This window comes from Pseudomonas sp. 18-147 (genome assembly GCF_051048045.1).
GTDB lineage: Bacteria > Pseudomonadota > Gammaproteobacteria > Pseudomonadales > Pseudomonadaceae > Pseudomonas > Pseudomonas aeruginosa.
This window is the reverse complement of the sequence record NZ_CP182296.1, coordinates 132,889-150,082: the sequence shown is the minus strand read 5'-3', so window position 1 is coordinate 150,082 and position 17,194 is coordinate 132,889. Positions and strand designations below refer to the sequence as shown.

The following is a 17,194-nucleotide window of genomic DNA, read 5'->3' as shown; positions in this document are numbered from 1 at the left end:
ATGGATGCGCAAGCCGCCGCCCGACTGGGCGATGAGATAGCCCACGGTTTCGGTGTCGCCGCGATGGTCGCCGGAGCCGTGGCCGGAGCCCTGATCGGCGCCGCCGTGGTCGCCGCCACCGCCGCCACCGGCGGCCTGGCCGCGGTGATCCTGGCCGGCTCGATCGCCGCCGGCGGGCTGTCGATGTTCCAGATCGTCAAGGGCCTGACCACCATCTTCGAGCTACCCGAGCCGACCACCGGGGTGCTCATACGCGGCAGCTTCAACGTCTACGTGAACAGTCGCAACGCGATGCGCGCCGGCGACGACGTCTCCGCCACCTGCAGCGGCCTGCCGCTGAACCATCCGCTGTGGCCGTTCCCGGTGCTGATCGCCGAAGGCAGCGCCACCGTGTACATCAACGGCAAGCCGGCGGCGCGCCTGCAGAGCAAGATGGTCTGCGGCGCGCACATCAAGACCGGCAGCCAGGACACCTTCATCGGCGGCCCCACCGAGCGGGTGGCCTTCGTCCTCGACCTGGAGGAATGGCTGCACACCGGCCTCGAGGCGCTGGGCCTGGCGGCCCTTGCCGGCGGCCTGCTGCTGGCGGCGATGGCCGGGGTCGCGGCGCTGGTTGGAGTGGTCGCCATCGGCGGCCTGATGATGGGCGGCATGGCCCTGCTCGGCGACCTCGGCGACCGCCTCGGTCCCGGCTACCGCGACCTGTTCCAGGGCGTGGCCGGCATGGCGCTGCTGGGCTTCGGACCGAAGATGGCACGGCTCGGCAACGCACCCAAGGGCGCGCCGAAGACCCAGGTGCCGAAAGGCTTCGAGAAGGTCTATGGCAAGGCGCCGGCAGCCAAGGCCGAGATCGACGCGGTGGCCGACGGACTGGCGGCGAAGCACGGCGGCAGGGTCGCCAAGGCACCGATCAAGTCGCGCGAACGCGCCATGCAGAAGATCAACAACGACTACAAGGGCGATCCGACCAAGATCAAGGATCTGGCCCGCAACACCATCATCGTCGAAGGCGACAAGGTGAACACCGTTGCCGCCGAGCTGGCCAACCGCGGCGCCAAGGTCAAGGTGATCGACGGCAACGCCGACCCGCTCGGCTACAGCGGGGTGAACTCGACGATGAACACCAAGGCCGGGATACCCGGCGAGATCCAGGTCAACTCGCCGGAGATGATCTACGCCAAGGAGTCGGAGGACATGGCTCGCATCCTCCTCGGCAACGACACCTACGACGCGGTGGCGGCCAAGGCCGGCGTACCCGGAGGGCAGGGCCACAAGTACTATGAGGACTGGCGGGTACTGGATCCGAAGTCCCCGGAGGCCCAGGCCATCGCCGAGAAGAGCCGGGCGTACTACGACGCAGTGAGGAAAGGCAATGGCAATTGAAAAGGGCGAAGCGTTCGCCAGGCGCGATATCTACATCGACTACGACTTCGAAGACGTCACCTACCGCTGGGACCATCGGCAGGGCACGATCCACGTGCGCTTCTACGGCGAAGCCGAATCCCCCGAGCCGGTTGAGCACGACAACCGCCTGTTCAACGATGCGCTGCGTTTCGGCCGGGAAATCACCCGCGAGGAGTACGAGACGGGCTTTCCCAAGGGCTGAAGCGGCGCAGCCATGTCCCCCGTGAACTATGTCGAACGCGCCCTGGCGCTGGTCGCCGAGCGGCTGGCCCGGCATCCGCAATGCGGGATGCTGCTCTCCGTGGAAAAGCAGTTGCTGTACCTGAAAGCCGTGCTGCTCGACCGCAGCCTGGACCGTTCCGCGTTGCACCGGCTGAGCTTCGGCGGCATCGCCGGGAAAGAGTTCGAGGAGACCGACCCGGAACTCGCCAGGGCCCTCAAGGACGCCTACTACGTCGGTATACGCACTGGCCGCGGCCTGAAAGTCGATCTGCCCTGAGCGCAACACCATCGGTCTTGAGCGACCGCCGCTTCTGCCTGGCGAGGACATGCGCGAATCGTCAAGGCTCCCGCGGCGTCCTGCCCAAGGGCGGGCAGCCAGGATGCCGCCGCCTCAGCCCTTCGCCGGCGGCGGAAACATCGCCTGTACCTGGCCGTCGATGGTGCCCTGCACGCCCTTGCCCTTGGCGTCGACCTCGCTGGCGCCGCCGGAATTGAGGTCGAGGCGGCCGCCGGTGTCGATGTTGCCGTTGCCGCTGGCGTAGAGGTTGAAGGCGCTGCCGGAGATATTGATGGTGCCGTCGGCGTTGAACTCCACCACGCTCTTGCCGCAGACCAGGCGGATCTGCGCGCCGGCCTCGATCAGGTAGGTGCCGGTGACGCTGTCGCTCTTCGCCCCGCCCACCAACAGGGTGTCGTTGAGCTTCACCGCGCGGGTGCGGTTGTTGCCGATGCGCGCCAGCTCGTCGTGGCCGATGCTCTTGTTGCGGTCGTGGCCGACCGACAGCGAGGCATCGTTCTCGACCAGGTTGTCCTGGTTGCGCTCGGCGTGGATGTATAACTGCTCGGCGCCCTTCTTGTCCTCCATGCGGATCTCGTTGAAGTTGGCCGGCGTGCCGCCCTTGCTCGAACGGCTCTTCATCCCGCTCTGGGTGGCGTTCGCCGGCAGCTCGTAGGGCACCGTCTGCTCGGCGTTGTAGACCCGCCCGGTGATGATCGGCCGGTCCGGGTCGCCTTCGAGGAAGCTGACGATCACTTCCTGGCCGATCCGCGGGATCTGCATCGAACCCCAGTTCTTCCCGGCCCAGGCCTGGGACACGCGAATCCAGCAGGAGCTGTTCTCGTTCGACTGGTCGTGGCGATCCCAGTGGAAGTGCACCTTGACCCGGCCGTACTGGTCGGTCCAGATCTCCTCGCCCTTGGGTCCGACCACCACCGCGGTCTGCGGACCCCGCACCACCGGTACCGGAGTCTGCGGCAGGAGACGGAACGACTGGCTGGCGTCGATGCAGTCCAGCTCGCTCTCGAACTGCGAGCCGGCGCCGCCGCTGCCGGTTTCGTAGAGTTCCTGGACCACCCGGTATTCGGCGCCGACCACCAGGTACTCGCGGTTCTGGTCATCGCGCGGATAGCCGCTCAGGCGGAACAGGTGCCCGGCGCCGATCCCGCGCACCACGCCGCGCAGGCGCACGCGCTCGTGCTGCGCCTGGATCGCCTCGATGCGGTTGCGCGCGTACTGCTCGCCGTCCTGGCTCTGCACGTATTCGCCGGGATAGTCGTACAGCGGGTAGTCGGCCGCCGCGTGCGGCCGGGCGATGTTCGAACGCACCTCCAGGCGCGCGCCGGGGCGCTGGAAGTCGTAGTCGTTGAGGGTCAGCGAACCGGGCTGGACCTCGCGTGCCATCTGCCAGTCGAAGAAGTGGTCGCGCTCGCGATGGCCGAGGGTCGGCGGGTAGTACGGCACGCTGGCGTAGCCACCCGGGCTGCGATGCGCGCCGTAGGCGTCGGAGAGCACCAGGATGTGGCGCTTCTGCTCATGGCGGAACCAGTAGTAGATGCCCTCCTGTTCCATCAGCCGGCTGATGAAGTCGAAGCTGGTCTCGCGGTACTGCACGCAGTATTCCCACTCGCGGTAGGGGCGCGTGAGGGCATCCTCGAAATCGGAAAAGCCGAGGTCGCGGAACACCTGCTTGATGATCTCCGGCACGCTCTGGTTCTGGAAGATGCGGCAGTCCGAGGTGCGCGTCAGCAGCCACGGCCAGGGCCGTAGGGTGGCCTGGTAGCCGGCGAACTGGCCGTGCCCGGCCACCTGGCTACAGCGCGCGACGATGCCGTGAAAGAAGCGCCGGCTGCCGCCGGGCAGCTCCAGCGACAGGCTCATCGGCTTGCCGAGCAACTGCTCCAGCGGCAGGTTGGGATTTTCCGATACCAGGTGCAGCTCGTAGGCGAACAGCCGTCCCAGTTCCTCGCGTCCCTCCATGCGCTGCAACAGCAGCACGTCCGGCCCCAGCGGGCAATCCACCTGGACCAGGCGGGTCAGTTGCATCAATCCCATCGACGGTTCCTTCTACTGCTCTGCGTGTCGCCGGTTGTCACTCGGCCTCGGCGAAGTCGTAGTGGAACTGGTTGTCGCGGCTACTGATACGTACCCCGGCCAACGGCTTGCCTTCGAGCATGCGGGTGAGGAACTCGCGGCTCATGTCCGGCAACAGCGTGTTGGTGAGGATCGCGTCGATCATCCGGCCGCCGCTCTCGGTCTCGGTGCAGCGCGAGACGATCAGGTCGACGACGCCCTCGTCGAACTCGAACGGCACCTTGTGGGTCGCCTCCACGCGCTTCTTGATCCGCCCCAGTTGCAGGCGCGAAATGGCCTTGAGCATGTCGTCGCTGAGCGGGTAGTAGGGGATGGTCACCAGGCGGCCGAGCAGCGCCGGCGGGAAGATCTTCAGCAGCGGTTCGCGCAGCGACTTGGCGATGGCTTCCGGCTCGGGCATCAGTTCCGGATCGGCGCAGAGGCTGGCGATCATCTCGGTGCCGGCGTTGGTGGTGAGCAGGATCAGGGTGTTCTTGAAGTCGATCACCCGGCCTTCGCCGTCCTCCATCACGCCCTTGTCGAAGACCTGGAAGAAGATCTCGTGGACATCCGGGTGGGCCTTCTCCACCTCATCCAGCAGCACCACGCTGTAGGGCTTGCGGCGTACCGCCTCGGTCAGCACGCCGCCCTCGCCGTAGCCGATGTAGCCGGGCGGGGCGCCCTTGAGGGTGGAGACGGTGTGGGCTTCCTGGAACTCGCTCATGTTGATGGTGATGACGTTCTGCTCGCCGCCGTACATGGCCTCGGCCAAGGCCAGTGCGGTCTCGGTCTTGCCCACCCCGGAGGTGCCGGCGAGCATGAACACGCCGATCGGCTTGCTCGGGTTGTCGAGGCCGGCGCGGGAAGTCTGGATGCGCTTGGCGATCATCTCCAGCGCGTGGTCCTGGCCGATGATGCGCTTCTTCAGGTGCCGGTCGAGGTTTAGCACGGTCTCGATCTCGTTGCGCGCCATGCGGCCGACCGGGATGCCGGTCCAGTCGGCGACCACCGAGGCCACCGCCTGGTAGTCCACGGTCGGCAGGATCAGCGGCTCTTCGCCCTGCAACGCGCTCAGTTGCGCCTGCAGCTCCGCCAGCCGCGCATGCAGCGCCTGGCGCTGTTCCTCGTCGAGACGCGCCTCGCCTTCGCCCAGCGGCACGCCGCCGGCGTCCACCGCTTCGGCGGCGGCACGCAGACGGGCGCGGGTCTCCAGCAGTTCGTCGACCAGGCGTTTTTCCTCGGCCCAGCGCTGCTCCAGGGCGGCCAGGCGCTCGCGCTCCTCGGCCAGCAGGGTCTCGGCGTTGCGCTGGCGTTCGGCGGTGGCGACGCCGATGGCGCTCTCGCGGCGGATGATCGCCAGCTCGGTCTCCAGCGCCTCGATGCGCCGGCGGCTATCGTCGACCTCGGCCGGCACCGCGTGCAGGCTGATGGCGGTGCGCGCGCAGGCGGTATCCAGCAGGCTCACCGACTTGTCCGGCAGCTGGCGCGCCGGGATGTAGCGGTGCGACAGCCGGACCGCCGCCTCCAGCGCCTCGTCGAGGATCTGCACCTGGTGGTGCTTCTCCATGGTCGACGCGACGCCGCGCATCATCAGGATGGCCTTGTGCTCGGACGGCTCGTCCACCTGCACCACCTGGAAACGCCGGGTCAGCGCCGGGTCCTTCTCGATGTGCTTCTTGTACTCGGCCCAGGTGGTCGCCGCCACGGTGCGCAGGGTGCCGCGCGCCAGGGCCGGCTTGAGCAGGTTGGCGGCGTCGCCGGTTCCGGCCGCGCCACCGGCGCCGACCAGGGTGTGGGCTTCGTCGATGAACAGGATGATCGGCTTCTCGGAACTCTGCACGTCTTCGATCACCTGGCGCAGGCGCTGCTCGAACTCGCCCTTCATGCTCGCCCCGGCCTGCAGCAGGCCGACGTCGAGGGCGCGCAGTTCGACGTCCTTCAGCGCCGGCGGGACGTCGCCGGCGACGATGCGCAGGGCGAAGCCTTCCACCACCGCGGTCTTGCCGACGCCGGCCTCGCCGGTGAGGATCGGGTTGTTCTGCCGGCGGCGCATGAGGATGTCCACCAACTGGCGGATCTCCTCGTCACGCCCGACGATGGGGTCGAGCTTGCCGCTACGGGCCTGCTCGGTGAGGTCCACGGTAAAGCGCTTGAGCGCCTCCTGCTTGCCCATCGCGCTCGGCGCCAGGGCGCCGCTGGCCTCGCCCGGGGCGGCGCCGGCGTTGAAGCCGTCGCTGGCCGACAGGCCGTTCTCCGGCGAGGCGCCGACGTACTCGTCGAAGCGCTCGGTGAGCGCCTCGACCTTGAGCTTGGCGAATTCCGCCGACAGCCCGGTGAGGGCATGGCGCAGGCTCGGCGTCTTGAGGATGCCGATCACCAGGTAGCCGGTGCGCACCTGGCTCTCGCCGAACATCAGGCTGCCGTAGACCCAGCCGCGCTCCACCGCTTCCTCGACATGGGAGGACAGGTCGGTGATCGAGGTCGAGCCGCGCGGCAGGCGGTCGAGGGCCTCGGTCAGGTCCTTGGCCAGGCGCGCCGGGTCGATCCCGGACTGGCGGACGATCTGGTGCAGGTCCGAGTCCGGCAACTGGAGGATCTGGTGGAACCAGTGCACCAGCTCGACATAGGGATTGCCGCGCAGCTTGCAGAATACCGTGGCGGCCTCGATGGCCTTGTAGGCCAGGCTGTTCAGCTTGCCGAACAGCGCAACGCGACTGATCTCACTCATGTTCCTTCTCCTTGTGCTCGTGCGGCCGCGCAGTGGCGTACTGGCGGGCCAGCAGTAGATCCCTGGCGTCCTGGCCGGGATCGCCCAGCCAGGTGTTGAAACCGAGCCGCCCGCCGCCCTGCAGGCCCAGCGGGGGTACTTCGTGGCGTTGCAGGACCAGGTTGACGTCCCAGTCCAGCTCCTCGCCCAGGTATTCGGCGACCCAGGCGGCCAGCTCGACGAAGTGGTCGCCGTCGGGCAGGAAGCGCTGGTATTGATCGAGGTCCAGCGGCCCCAGGCGCAGGCGGAACTTGTGCTGGCGGTCCCAGACGTGGGTGCCCAGGCAGACGTCCATGCCCAGGCTCGTCGAGTCGACGCCGAGGCGGCTGCGCTCGGGCAGCTCCAGCCATTGGCCGACGTATTCCTCGACCGCCACCGGGACCTCGAAATACTCCGCGAGGATCACCCGCAGGCCGTCCGGGTAGCGGGTCTGCGCGGCGAGGTGGCCGGTGTAGTAGTAGCGTGCGGTATCCGCCAGCGGCTCGCGCCCCCGCAGGCTCGGCATGCCGCGCCCGGAGAGCGCGGCGAGGCGCGCCGACCAGTAGTCGTCGTCGATCCGGTCGTGGCTGATCTCCGGCCGCGCCTCCGCCCAGGCACGGTAGAACAGGGTCAGCAGGCGGTGGTGGAAGACGTCCATGAAGCGCTTGAAGGTCGCGTCGTTGACGTTGCGCTGGCGTTCCCGGGCGTATTCGGTGAGGTGCAGCGGCAGCGGCCCGTTGGGGCCGGTGAGGCCGAAGAAGAACTGGTCCAGGCGCGGCACCGCAGCGGTGCCGGCCTGGCTCACCGAGGCCAGGGTCGAGGGCGCGAAGGTGCAGTCGGGCTTCTGCCCGAGACGCAGCGGGTCGTCCGCCAGCCGCACCGAATGACCGAGGCGCGGCAGTTGCGGCGACTCGCACTCGATGCGCCGCAGCGCCTGGAAGAAGTCGTAGTCCCAGGGCGCCGCCGCCATCCCGGCGAGCAGGTTCAGAGGTTCGGACGGCTGCCCGGCTTCGCCTGCCATCTCATCACCTCGCCCCGTTCGCCGGTGCGCAGCACCGTCTCGGTAAAGCTGTTGATCGACACGTAGCGTGCCAGGAAGCGCTCGAACACAGCGCCGAGAAGGAACACCCCGGTGCCGCGGAACGCGTTCTCGTCGAAGTCCAGGGTGATCTCCAGGCCACGGCCGAAGACGATCGGCCCGGGCATCGGCAGGCGCCGCGTGCAAGGCTTGCTGCTGACCTCGCGCAGGCCCTCGATCTGCAATTGCAGCGCCGGATCGCCGCTGTCGCCGTAGAGCCGCAGCAGCTCGCGCAGGGCGGCGGCGCCCTGGCCGCGCTCGGCCAGCGACAGGTAGTTCAGCGACAGCTGGCTGATCAGCCGCCAGGCGCTGGCATCGTGGGCACGGCTGGCGCGCGGCCGGCTCGGTCCGGCGAGGCAGCGCACCTGCATGACCGGCGCGCTGTCCTCCAGGGTGAAGTCGCTCTTGTGCGCGCCGATCGGCATGAACAGCGGCAGGTCGCGGTTGGTGCACAGCGCGGCGATGCCGAGCTGGCGCAGGTCGTGGCGATAGGGCGCCTGGTTGGCGTCGACCAGGGCGACGAAGGTCTCGCTGCCGACGTAGGTCGAGCGCGGGCCCTTGCGCCGCTGCTTGCTGGACAGCACGCGCGGTTCGCGGCGCACGCTGAAGTAGGCCTGCTCGCGGCCGTAGCGCGCCGGGTCGCGCACCGCGTAGAACGGTTGGAAGGGTTGCTCCGGACCGCTGCCGTGGCCGCTCACCTGTTGCAGCGAATGCACCTCGAAATCCAGCGGACGGGTGCGGTCGACGATCACGTGATGCTCGTTGACCCGGTCGGACAGGTGGATGCGGTCGCAGCGGCGCGGGAACAGGTTGATCGCCGGGGTGCAGAACGGCACCAGTTGCTCCGCGTCCACCGTGCCCTCCAGGCGCTGGTCGTGCTTGCCGAACAGCACGACCAGTTCCAGCTCCTCGCCGTGGCATCGACGCAGGGCGCGGTTCAGGCCGGAGAACTCGACGAACAGGAAGCGCGCCGGCAGGGCGAAGTATTCCTGCAGCAGGCGGTAGCCCTGGAACGCCCGCGGCACCACCGGCAGCAGCGCGTCCTCGTCGTCGAAGCCGCGCGCACGCAGGCTGCTCGTCGGCAGGCGTTCGACCCAGGCATTGTCCGGGGCGCGGACGAACACCGCGCAGGCGTTGCCGAGCAATTGTTCGTAGAGGCGGTAGGGTTGTTCGTCGGCGCCGTGCAGGTAGAGCGGCAGGGCGTCCAGCGACAGGCTGTCGAACGGGATGCCGGCGCCGCTGCGCAGGCGGATGCGCAGGCCGGCCTTGGCCCGCGGCTCGCTGGCGGCGAGGCGGCCGAGCACCGCGGCGGGATTGCCGAAGTAGTCGGCCTGGGCCACTTCCAGCGGCCACAGGGTCACCGGATGGGCGGTGCGGTATTCGCAGGCGGTCTGGTCATCGGGGCCGAGCTGGCCGCGCAGGGAGGCCCCGCGCTCGACACTGAAGCCGCTGCTCAGGGCGCCTTCGTTGGGGTCCGGGCGCAACTGCACCACGGTCATCGACGGGGTCGGCGCCAGGTAGTGCGGGTAGGCGATTTCCAACAGGTTGTGGGTGAAGGTCGGGTACTCCGCGTCGAGCTTCAGCTGGACCCGCGCGGTGAGATAGGCGAAGCCTTCCAGAAGGCGCTCGACGTAGGGGTCGGCGCACTCGAAGCCGGACAGCGACAGGCGCCCGGCGATCTTCGGGAATTCCTCGGCGAACTCCGCGGCGCTTTCGCGGATGTGTTGCAATTCCTGGTTGTAGTACTCGAGCAGGCGCGGGTTCATGTACGCCTCCGCTCGCCCTGGGCGACGCGCACGTGGCCGGTCTCCAGGTCCAGGTTGGTGGTCAGCAGCAGGCGCAGCGGCGCCGGTTCGGCCCAGAGGTCGCCCTCGATCTCGAAGCTCAGGGCGTTGTGGTCCATCTCGCCGGGCAGCAGTTGCGCGCGCACCCGCAACGAAGAACGGATGATGCGCGGCTCGAAGGTGGCGATGGTCTCGGTGAGCAGCGCCTCGATGGCATGCACGTCGACGCTCGACGCGGTGTGCCCGGCCAGCGCCGGCAGCCCGTAGTTGAGCACCGAGTTGCCGGCCGGCATCCGTGCGGCGGGGCCGTGGTCGAACAGCGAAGTGGTGTTGAACAGCCACGCCAGGTCGCGCAGCACCGAGGCCTTCAGCTGGTTCAGGGTCAGCACCCGGCGCTCCGCGGCTTCCTTGAGGTTGCCCGGCTCGTCGTCGGTGAGGCGGTCGAGCAGCGACGGCTGCAGGCGCTCCTGGAGGGTCAGTTCGGCCATGTCAGGCGTCCGTCGGCTCGAAGTCCAGTTCACGCAGGTCGAACAGCGCGGTCTCGCCGGCATCGGTGACGAACAGCCGCTGGCCGACCGGCAGGCCGCTGTCCAGCCATTCGGTCTTGCGCCCCAGGCGCGCGGCGTCGTCGCCGTGCTCGACGGTTTCCGCGTAGCGCGCCGGCAGCAGCGCGACGGTGGCGCCACCGTTGGCCAGGGTCAGTTCGGCCGGCAGCCAGACCAGGTCGCGCAGGTCGCTCGGCGCCTCGACCTTGAGGCTGCGCAGGTTGCTCATCGGCAACCAGGCATAGCGACCGTTGACGATTACCTCGAGCACCGGGCCGAGGCGCGTGTCGGCATCCGCCAGCCAGGCGAACGGCGCTTCGCCGATCCGCCCGGGCACCGCCGGCGCGGCGTCGAAGGCCTGCTCGCGCAGGGCCTGGGCGGCCTCGCCATGGCCTTCGGCGTCCAGGCTCAGGGCCTGCAACAGCGGCGCGATCCATTCCGCCGGCTGGCCGAGGATCACCGGCGTCAGGCGCCCGGCGAACACCTCGCGGCGCAGCGCCTCGCAGTCGATGGCGGTGGAGTAGGTCTGTACCATCGGCAGCGCCGAGGCATCCAGTTCGCCGACCACCTTGAGCTGGTTCTGCGCCCGCGCCCACTGGCCCATCACGGCCAGCAGCTGGAACAGGAAGATCCGCAGGGTAGCGTTCGACGGCTGGCTGCGCACCTGTTCCTGCAAGGCTTTCAAGGCATCGTCCAGGCGCCCGGCGCGCAACAGTTCTTCGGCGATCATCGCGATACTTCCCTGTAGCCGGGAGCCCAGGCGCCCGGATGCGAATGAAGGGTCGGCCATGGCGCCCGGCGGACGCGACGGACGACCCGGTGGAATTCAGTACCTCCGGCAGGAGGTCGGGCGGACGAGGTCCGCGGCGCGCCGCGCGCGCCTTCGGCACCCGGCATGGCGGGCGCTCGCACCGGCCACGGCATGGCCTGGCCACGCCATGACCGGCAGCCGGCTCATCAGGCCTGCACGTTCTGGCGGATGTTCCAGCCGTACTTGACCGGACCGCCGTCCTTCGCGCCATCCGCCTTCTGCGGCTGGTAGTCGACCTGGACCTGGGCGAAGTTCAGGGTCACGTTCTCGGTCAGGCGATCCTCGCCACCGCTGCCGCCGGTGCTCACCGAGGACACCAGGACTTCCTTCAGGGTGATGATCAGGTACTCGACCTGGTTCTCGCCGCCGGCCTTGCGGATGGTCAGCTTCGCCTGCGGATAGTGCTTGCCGCTGGAGCAGGCCATCATCAGGTTGGGCGTGGACTTGTCGATGTACTTGGTGAACGACAGGTCCTGCACGTTGACCTTGCCGGCGCCGCCGCCACCGCCCATGTGCATCGACCCGGACTGGGACATGCCCCAGCTCCATGCCAGCACGTCGATTTCCTCGGCGTGAGTCTTGTCCTTGGACTCACCCTTGACGTCGCCGATCTTGATGAACATATCAACAGCCATCTTTCCTCCCGTGTGGCTCGCGCCACTACGCTATGCAAGCGCCCGCCACCATGGCAGGCGCTGTCGTTGAATGCCTCAGGCCTCTTTGGCCGAAGGCAGCTTGGATACCAGGCGTAGCGATACCGTCAGTCCCTCGAGCTGGTAGTGCGGGCGAAGGAAGAACTTCGAGTTGTAGTAACCCGGATTGCCTTCGACTTCCTCCACCACCACTTCGGCCGCCGCCAGCGGGTGCTGGGCCTTGGTGGTCTCGGTGGAGTGGGCCGGGTCGCCGTCGACGTAGTTGAGGATCCAGTCCTGCAGCCAGCGCTGCATCTCGTCCTTCTCCTTGAAGGAACCGATCTTGTCGCGAACGATGCACTTCAGGTAATGGGCGAAGCGGCAGGTGGCGAACAGGTAGGGCAGGCGCGCCGCCAGGTTGGCGTTGGCGGTGGCGTCCGGATCGTCGTACTCGGCGGGTTTCTGCAGCGACTGCGCGCCGATGAAGGCGGCGAAGTCGGTGTTCTTCTTGTGCAGCAGCGGCATGAAGCCGTTCTTCGCCAGCTCCGCCTCGCGGCGGTCGGAAATGGCGATCTCGGTCGGGCACTTCATGTCCACGCCGCCGTCGTCGGTGGGGAAGGTGTGCGCCGGCAGGCCCTGCACCTCGCCGCCGGACTCGACGCCGCGGATCCGCGAGCACCAGCCGTAGAGCTTGAAGGAGCGGTTAATGTTGACCGCCATCGCGTAGGCCGAGTTGGCCCAGGCGTACTTGCTGCTGTCGGCGCCGTCGGTTTCTTCCTCGAAGGCGAACTCTTCCACCGGATCGGTCTTCGCCCCGTAGGGCAGGCGCGCCAGGAAGCGCGGCATGGTCAGGCCGATGTAGCGGGAGTCCTCGGACTCGCGCAGCGAACGCCAGCCGGCGTATTCCGGGGTGGTGAAGATCTTGGTCAGGTCGCGCGGGTTGGACAGTTCCTGCCAGGAACCCATGCCCATCACCGTCGGCGAGGCGGCGGAAATGAACGGCGCGTGCATGGCGGCGGAGATCTTCGCCATCTCGCCGAGCAGCTCGACGTCCGGCGGCGACTGGTCGAAGTAGTAGTCGCCGACCAGGCAGCCATAGGGCTCGCCGCCGAACTGGCCGTATTCCTCTTCGTAGAGCTTCTTGAAGATCGGGCTCTGGTCCCAGGTGGTGCCCTTGAATTTCTTCAGGGTCTTGTGCAGCTCCGGCTTGGAGATGTTCAGCACGCGGATCTTCAGTTGCTCGTCGGTCTCGGTGTTGTTGACCAGGTAGTGCAGGCCGCGCCAGGCGCTTTCCAGTTGCTGGAAGTCGGCGTGGTGCATGATCAGGTTGACCTGCGCGGTGAGCTTGGCGTCGATCGCCGCGATGATCGACTCGATCGACTTGATCGCGTCGTTGGAGATCAGGCTGGTCTGCTCCAGGGCATGCTCGGCGAGGGTCCGCACGGCGGTCTCCACCGCTTCGCGGGCGCGCTCGGTCTTGGGCTTGAACTCCTGCAGCAGCAGGCTGGCGAACTCACTGGTCTGCTCGGTGGTGGTCTGGCCCTGGGCCAGGTTCTCGGTGCTCAATTCGGCCATGCTGGAATCCTCTTACGCCTGCGGCTCGTCGTCTTTGGGCTTCGGCGCGCTGGCCAGGGCCTGAAGCAGGGCCGGGTCCTTGATCGCCTTCATGATCATTTCCTCGGCGCCGGTCTTGCCGTCCATGTAGGTCAGCAGGTTGGCCAGCTGGGTACGCGCCTCGAGCAGCTTGTTCAGCGAATCGACCTTGCGCGCCACCGCGGCGGGGCTGAAGTCGTCCATGCTCTCGAAGGTGATGTCCAGGCTCAGGTTGCCTTCGCCGGTCAGCACGTTCGGTACGTTGAAGGCCACCCGCGGCTTCATCGCCTTCAGCCGGGCATCGAAGTTGTCCACGTCGATCTCCAGGAACTTGCGGTCGGCGACCGCCGCCTGGGGTTCGGCGGGCTTGCCGGCGAGGTCGGCCATGACGCCCATGACGAAGGGCAGCTGGACCTTCTTCTCGGCACCGTACAACTCCACGTCGTACTCGATCTGCACGCGTGGCGCCCGGTTCCTGGCGATGAACTTCTGACTGCTGGTAGTGCTTCCCATCTTGTTTCTCCCTCGCGCGACGGCGGTTGTTAGCGCCGTCGGAATCGCCCCGGCGGCTTGCAGCGTTGGCCCGGACGGCCGCTAGGCGTTACTCGCTTTCCGGGCCTCGCAGGGTTTCGAACTGGGAAATCCCATCGGGGATGAGATTCCTCACGATTTCGGCGAAGTCGGCCGTCACCAGTGTCTTGGCGCGCTTGAGCAGCACCGGCACCGGGCTCGACGGCTCGTGGCGAACGTAATACTCGAGCAGGCGGTCGAGCTGGCGCAGGACGTCTTCGCGGTTGGCGATCTCGCCGCTGGCTCGCGGTGCCGGCGCGGCGACGGCTGCGACAGGCGCGGCGCCCCCCTGCTCGTCGGCGGCCGCTTCGGCGCCCGGCGCCAAGGGCTCGCCGGCGCCCTGCGGGCCGTACAGGTCGAACACCTGGAGGGCCTGGCGCAGCAGTTGACGAAGGGGACCGAGGTCGAGTCCCTGGGCCGAGCCGACCCGTTCGGCGACGCCGCTCTCGATGGCCAGGGCATGTTCCTGGGCGCCTTCCAGGGCGCGCCGGGTGGCGGCCAGCGCATCGGCGTCGGCATCGGCGAAGGCGCCGGCGATCTGCTCGGGACTCAGGGTCTCGCTGGCGAAGCGTTGCAGCCCGGCGGCGTTCAGCGCGGCGCGCAGGTTGACCGGGCCGAACGCCCGCGAGCGCACCAGCGGGATCGCCCAGACCAGTTGCAGCAACGGTTCGGCGACCAGGCCGGTGAGGGCGTTGATACGGAAGGTGGGGTCGTTGTCGTCATCGGCGTCGAGCAGCGGATAGACGCCGTCCCAGTACTGGCCGAGCAGCTCGCGGACCAGCAGCAGGCCGTCGGCGAGCCCGTCCAGGCCGTCGAGGGCGACGTTGCTCTGCAGCAGCAGGTTGGCTACCCGCAGGTCCTTGCTACGGCCGAACAGTTCGCTGGCCAGCGCGCGTACGCGCGGCCACTCCGGCGGCTCGGCGGGCAGCACGGCATCGCCCATCTGGCGCTCGGGTTGGCCCTGGGCGATGCGTTCGAGTTCGAGGAACGCGGCGTCGTACTCCAGATCGTCGCCACAGGGCGAGTCCGGGGATACGGCAGCCAGCAAAACGGGTACATCCAGCACGGTGACGATCTCCCTATCATCGAAGCCGCTGCGCGGCCCTCACCTTCGCTTGTAAGATCCACTCCGTCGGATCTTGTAGGAGCCATTGATGAATATCGGATGACTCGAAAGGTTGGCAAAATTCTTGTGGCATGCCGCAAGGCTTGTCAAGGAAGGCACAACGCCACTAGTTGCATGACACCGCAGATCGGACAAATCTTTAAAAGACGTAGGATTAGTCTTTTATAATCCGGTATCACCCGATGTGTCTTCCCGAGGCGACGAAACGCCGGAAAGCCGTCGGGCCAGCCTGGATGCGAACCGAAATCCCTCGGGCACGGGGGTGAGCGCCTGGAAGAGCCGGGCGCTGGCAATGCAAGGAGTAGCAATGCCGCTGCGATTGACCATCACCAGCTACCACAAGCTGACCCCCGGTCAGTGTTCGGAAAAGGTACTGGACCAGGGACAGCTGACCATCGGTCGGGGCCCGGACAACGACTGGGTCCTGCCGGACCCGGAGCGCCTGGTCTCCAGCCGCCACTGCACCATCCTCAACCGCGACGGGGTGTACTACCTCACCGACACCAGCACCAACGGCGTGCTGCTGGTCAATGCCGGGCACCGCCTGCGCCGCGGCAACAGCGAGCCGCTGCAGGACGGCGAGACCGTCCGCCTCGGCGAATACGACATCCTCGTCCAGCTCGGCCATGACATCGCCCTGCCCGGCAGCGGCAATCCGCAGACCGATCCGTTCACCAGCTTCGACGCCCTGATGAGCCGGCAGGCCGCCGGATCGGCGCCTGCCTTCGCCGAACCGGCGCCCACCCCGCACCCCGCGGTGACGGCGCATTTCCAGGGCGGCTCGCCGCTGGACACCAAGCCCGACCTGTTCGACTTCCTCACCCCGCCGCCGCCCGGCGCGGCGCCGCGTCCGGACCATGTACCGGCCGAACAGCACGACTTCCGCCCGCCGGAACCGGTGATCCCGCCGCCCCCCGCGACCACCCCGGCGCCACCGCCCGCTGGCGGCGCACCGCTGATTCCGGCCGACTGGGACCCGTTCGCCGAACTGCTCGGCAACACGCCCGCGCCAAGCGCCACGCCCGTCGCCCAGCCGCTGCCGACGGCCGAACCGACGCCGCTGGCGATGCCCTTCGCCGACCCAGGGATCACCCAACAGCCACAGCCACAGCCACAGCCACAGCCACAGCCACAGCCACAGCCACAGCCACAGCCACAGCCACAGCCACAGCCACAGCCAGCGAGCGTGGCGGCGCCGACGCCGCCGGCAAGCGCCGCCGCGTCGGCCGGCGGCGACCTGCTGCAAGCGTTCCTGCGCGGCGCCGGCATGACCCAGTTGAAGGTCGACCCGGCCGGCGCCGAAGCGCAGATGGAAGCCATCGGCCGCAGCTATCGCGGCCTGGTGGAAGGACTGGTGGACGTGCTGCGCGCGCGGGCCAGCCTGAAGGGCGAGTTCCGCATGGCGCAGACCATGATCCAGCCGGTGCAGAACAACCCGCTGAAGTTCGCGCCGAACGTCGACGAGGCCATGCTGCTCCTGCTGCGCCGCGACAACCAGGCGTTCATGGCGCCGGATCGCGCGGTGGCCGACAGCTTCGAAGACCTCAAGGCGCACCAGCTGGCGGTGATGGCCGGCGTGCAGGCCGCCATCCGCCACCTGCTGGCGCGCTTCGAACCGGCCGCGCTGGAAGCCCGCTTCGGCAAGCCGGCCGGGCTTTCCGGCCTGCTGCCGGGGGCCCGCCAGGCACAGAACTGGGACAGTTTCACCGAGCTGTACGCGAAGATCCTGCGCGAGGCGGAGGACGACTTCCAGGAGCTTTTCGGCCGCGAATTCAGCCGCGCCTACGAGGAACACAGCGCTCGACTACGGCGTTCCTGACGCCAACGAACACCAGGAGAAACAACGTCAATGAGGACGACACCATGCAGAAACTGATCGTCGCGCTGTTCGGGCTGCTGCTCGCCGCCTGTTCGTCCAGCCCGCCGGAAACCCCGCCGACCCGGGTGGTGATCTGGCTCCACGCCGCACCGAACCTCAACCCGTCCGCCGCCGGCCAGGCGGCGCCGCTGCGCCTGCGGCTGTACGAGCTGAAGAAAGACACCGCGTTCGGCCGCGCCGACTACTTCGCCCTCACCGACAACGCCCAGTCGACCCTCGGTGGCGACCTGGTGGAGCAGGACGAGTTCCTCCTGCGTCCGGGCGAGGAACGGCGCATCGAACGCACGCTCGACGAGCAGACCCGCCAGCTCGGTTTCGTCGCCGCCTACCGCGACCTCGACCGCGCCACCTGGCGCCAGGTCCTCGACGTGCCGGGGCAACGCACCAGCCATCTCGACATCACGCTCGGCGCGCAGGCCATCGGCATCGTCGCGCGTCCCGCGCCCTGAACCTT

General features: G+C 68.2%; 15 protein-coding genes. 5 read left to right on the top strand and 10 right to left on the bottom strand.

Going from position 1 to position 17,194, the window contains the following annotated elements:
- Genes tas1 through ACM0M4_RS00645 form a run of 3 tightly spaced genes read left to right on the top strand, consistent with a single transcriptional unit; the run spans position 1 to position 1,903 of the window.
- Positions 1–1,383, top strand: coding sequence for a T6SS effector (p)ppApp synthetase Tas1 (gene tas1 / locus ACM0M4_RS00655; protein ID WP_015502132.1), 1,383 nt, complete (start codon positions 1–3; stop codon positions 1,381–1,383).
- Complete coding sequence (gene tis1 / locus ACM0M4_RS00650; RefSeq protein ID WP_003083689.1) at positions 1,373–1,606, top strand: T6SS immunity factor Tis1; 234 nt, start codon at positions 1,373–1,375, stop codon at positions 1,604–1,606. The genes tas1 and tis1 overlap by 11 nt, the downstream gene beginning before the upstream one ends.
- A gap of 12 nt (positions 1,607–1,618) precedes the next feature.
- Positions 1,619–1,903: an immunity protein Tsi6 family protein gene (locus ACM0M4_RS00645; RefSeq protein WP_043155554.1), complete on the top strand. Its 285-nt coding sequence runs from the start codon at positions 1,619–1,621 to the stop codon at positions 1,901–1,903.
- A 114-nt stretch (positions 1,904–2,017) separates the two neighbouring features.
- Here the strand turns inward: ACM0M4_RS00645 and vgrG1a are convergent, their stop codons facing one another.
- The 10 genes from vgrG1a to tssA all read right to left on the bottom strand — a co-directional run bounded on the left by vgrG1a (position 2,018) and on the right by tssA (position 14,801).
- On the bottom strand, positions 2,018–3,949 hold the full coding sequence (gene vgrG1a, locus ACM0M4_RS00640) for a type VI secretion system spike protein VgrG1a (RefSeq protein ID WP_003142374.1): 1,932 nt from the start codon (positions 3,947–3,949) through the stop codon (positions 2,018–2,020).
- 46 nt (positions 3,950–3,995) lie between these two features.
- Positions 3,996–6,704, bottom strand: coding sequence for a type VI secretion system ATPase TssH (gene tssH, locus ACM0M4_RS00635; RefSeq protein WP_010793589.1), 2,709 nt, complete (start codon positions 6,702–6,704; stop codon positions 3,996–3,998).
- Entirely contained in the window at positions 6,697–7,743 is a 1,047-nt protein-coding gene (gene tssG / locus ACM0M4_RS00630; protein WP_003104969.1) for a type VI secretion system baseplate subunit TssG, read from the bottom strand. Before tssG ends, tssH begins: the two co-directional genes overlap by 8 nt.
- The gene (gene tssF / locus ACM0M4_RS00625; RefSeq protein ID WP_003083676.1) at positions 7,707–9,566 is read right to left on the bottom strand and encodes a type VI secretion system baseplate subunit TssF; all 1,860 of its coding nucleotides are present in this window, start codon (positions 9,564–9,566) and stop codon (positions 7,707–7,709) included. Before tssF ends, tssG begins: the two co-directional genes overlap by 37 nt.
- Entirely contained in the window at positions 9,563–10,072 is a 510-nt protein-coding gene (gene tssE, locus ACM0M4_RS00620; protein WP_003104971.1) for a type VI secretion system baseplate subunit TssE, read from the bottom strand. The genes tssF and tssE overlap by 4 nt, the downstream gene beginning before the upstream one ends.
- A gap of 1 nt (position 10,073) precedes the next feature.
- On the bottom strand, positions 10,074–10,919 hold the full coding sequence (gene tagJ / locus ACM0M4_RS00615) for a type VI secretion system accessory protein TagJ (RefSeq protein WP_003119488.1): 846 nt from the start codon (positions 10,917–10,919) through the stop codon (positions 10,074–10,076).
- A gap of 167 nt (positions 10,920–11,086) precedes the next feature.
- Positions 11,087–11,575 (bottom strand): type VI secretion system receptor/chaperone Hcp, encoded by a 489-nt coding sequence (gene hcp, locus ACM0M4_RS00610; RefSeq protein ID WP_003083670.1) that lies wholly within the window; start codon positions 11,573–11,575, stop codon positions 11,087–11,089.
- Positions 11,576–11,650: 75 nt separating this feature from the next.
- Positions 11,651–13,147, bottom strand: a complete 1,497-nt coding sequence (gene tssC / locus ACM0M4_RS00605; protein ID WP_003104973.1) for a type VI secretion system contractile sheath large subunit — start codon at positions 13,145–13,147, stop codon at positions 11,651–11,653.
- A gap of 12 nt (positions 13,148–13,159) precedes the next feature.
- Entirely contained in the window at positions 13,160–13,678 is a 519-nt protein-coding gene (gene tssB, locus ACM0M4_RS00600) for a type VI secretion system contractile sheath small subunit (protein ID WP_003083666.1), read from the bottom strand.
- An 88-nt stretch (positions 13,679–13,766) separates the two neighbouring features.
- Positions 13,767–14,801 (bottom strand): type VI secretion system protein TssA, encoded by a 1,035-nt coding sequence (gene tssA / locus ACM0M4_RS00595; RefSeq protein ID WP_003104975.1) that lies wholly within the window; start codon positions 14,799–14,801, stop codon positions 13,767–13,769.
- Between the two features lie 367 nt (positions 14,802–15,168).
- Between tssA and tagH the strand changes: the two genes are divergently transcribed.
- Together tagH and tssJ are read left to right on the top strand one after the other, a co-directional pair.
- Entirely contained in the window at positions 15,169–16,680 is a 1,512-nt protein-coding gene (gene tagH, locus ACM0M4_RS00590; RefSeq protein WP_023086769.1) for a type VI secretion system-associated FHA domain protein TagH, read from the top strand.
- A gap of 44 nt (positions 16,681–16,724) precedes the next feature.
- Positions 16,725–17,189: a type VI secretion system lipoprotein TssJ gene (tssJ, locus tag ACM0M4_RS00585; RefSeq protein ID WP_003083660.1), complete on the top strand. Its 465-nt coding sequence runs from the start codon at positions 16,725–16,727 to the stop codon at positions 17,187–17,189.
- The last annotated feature ends 5 nt before the right edge of the window (positions 17,190–17,194 follow it).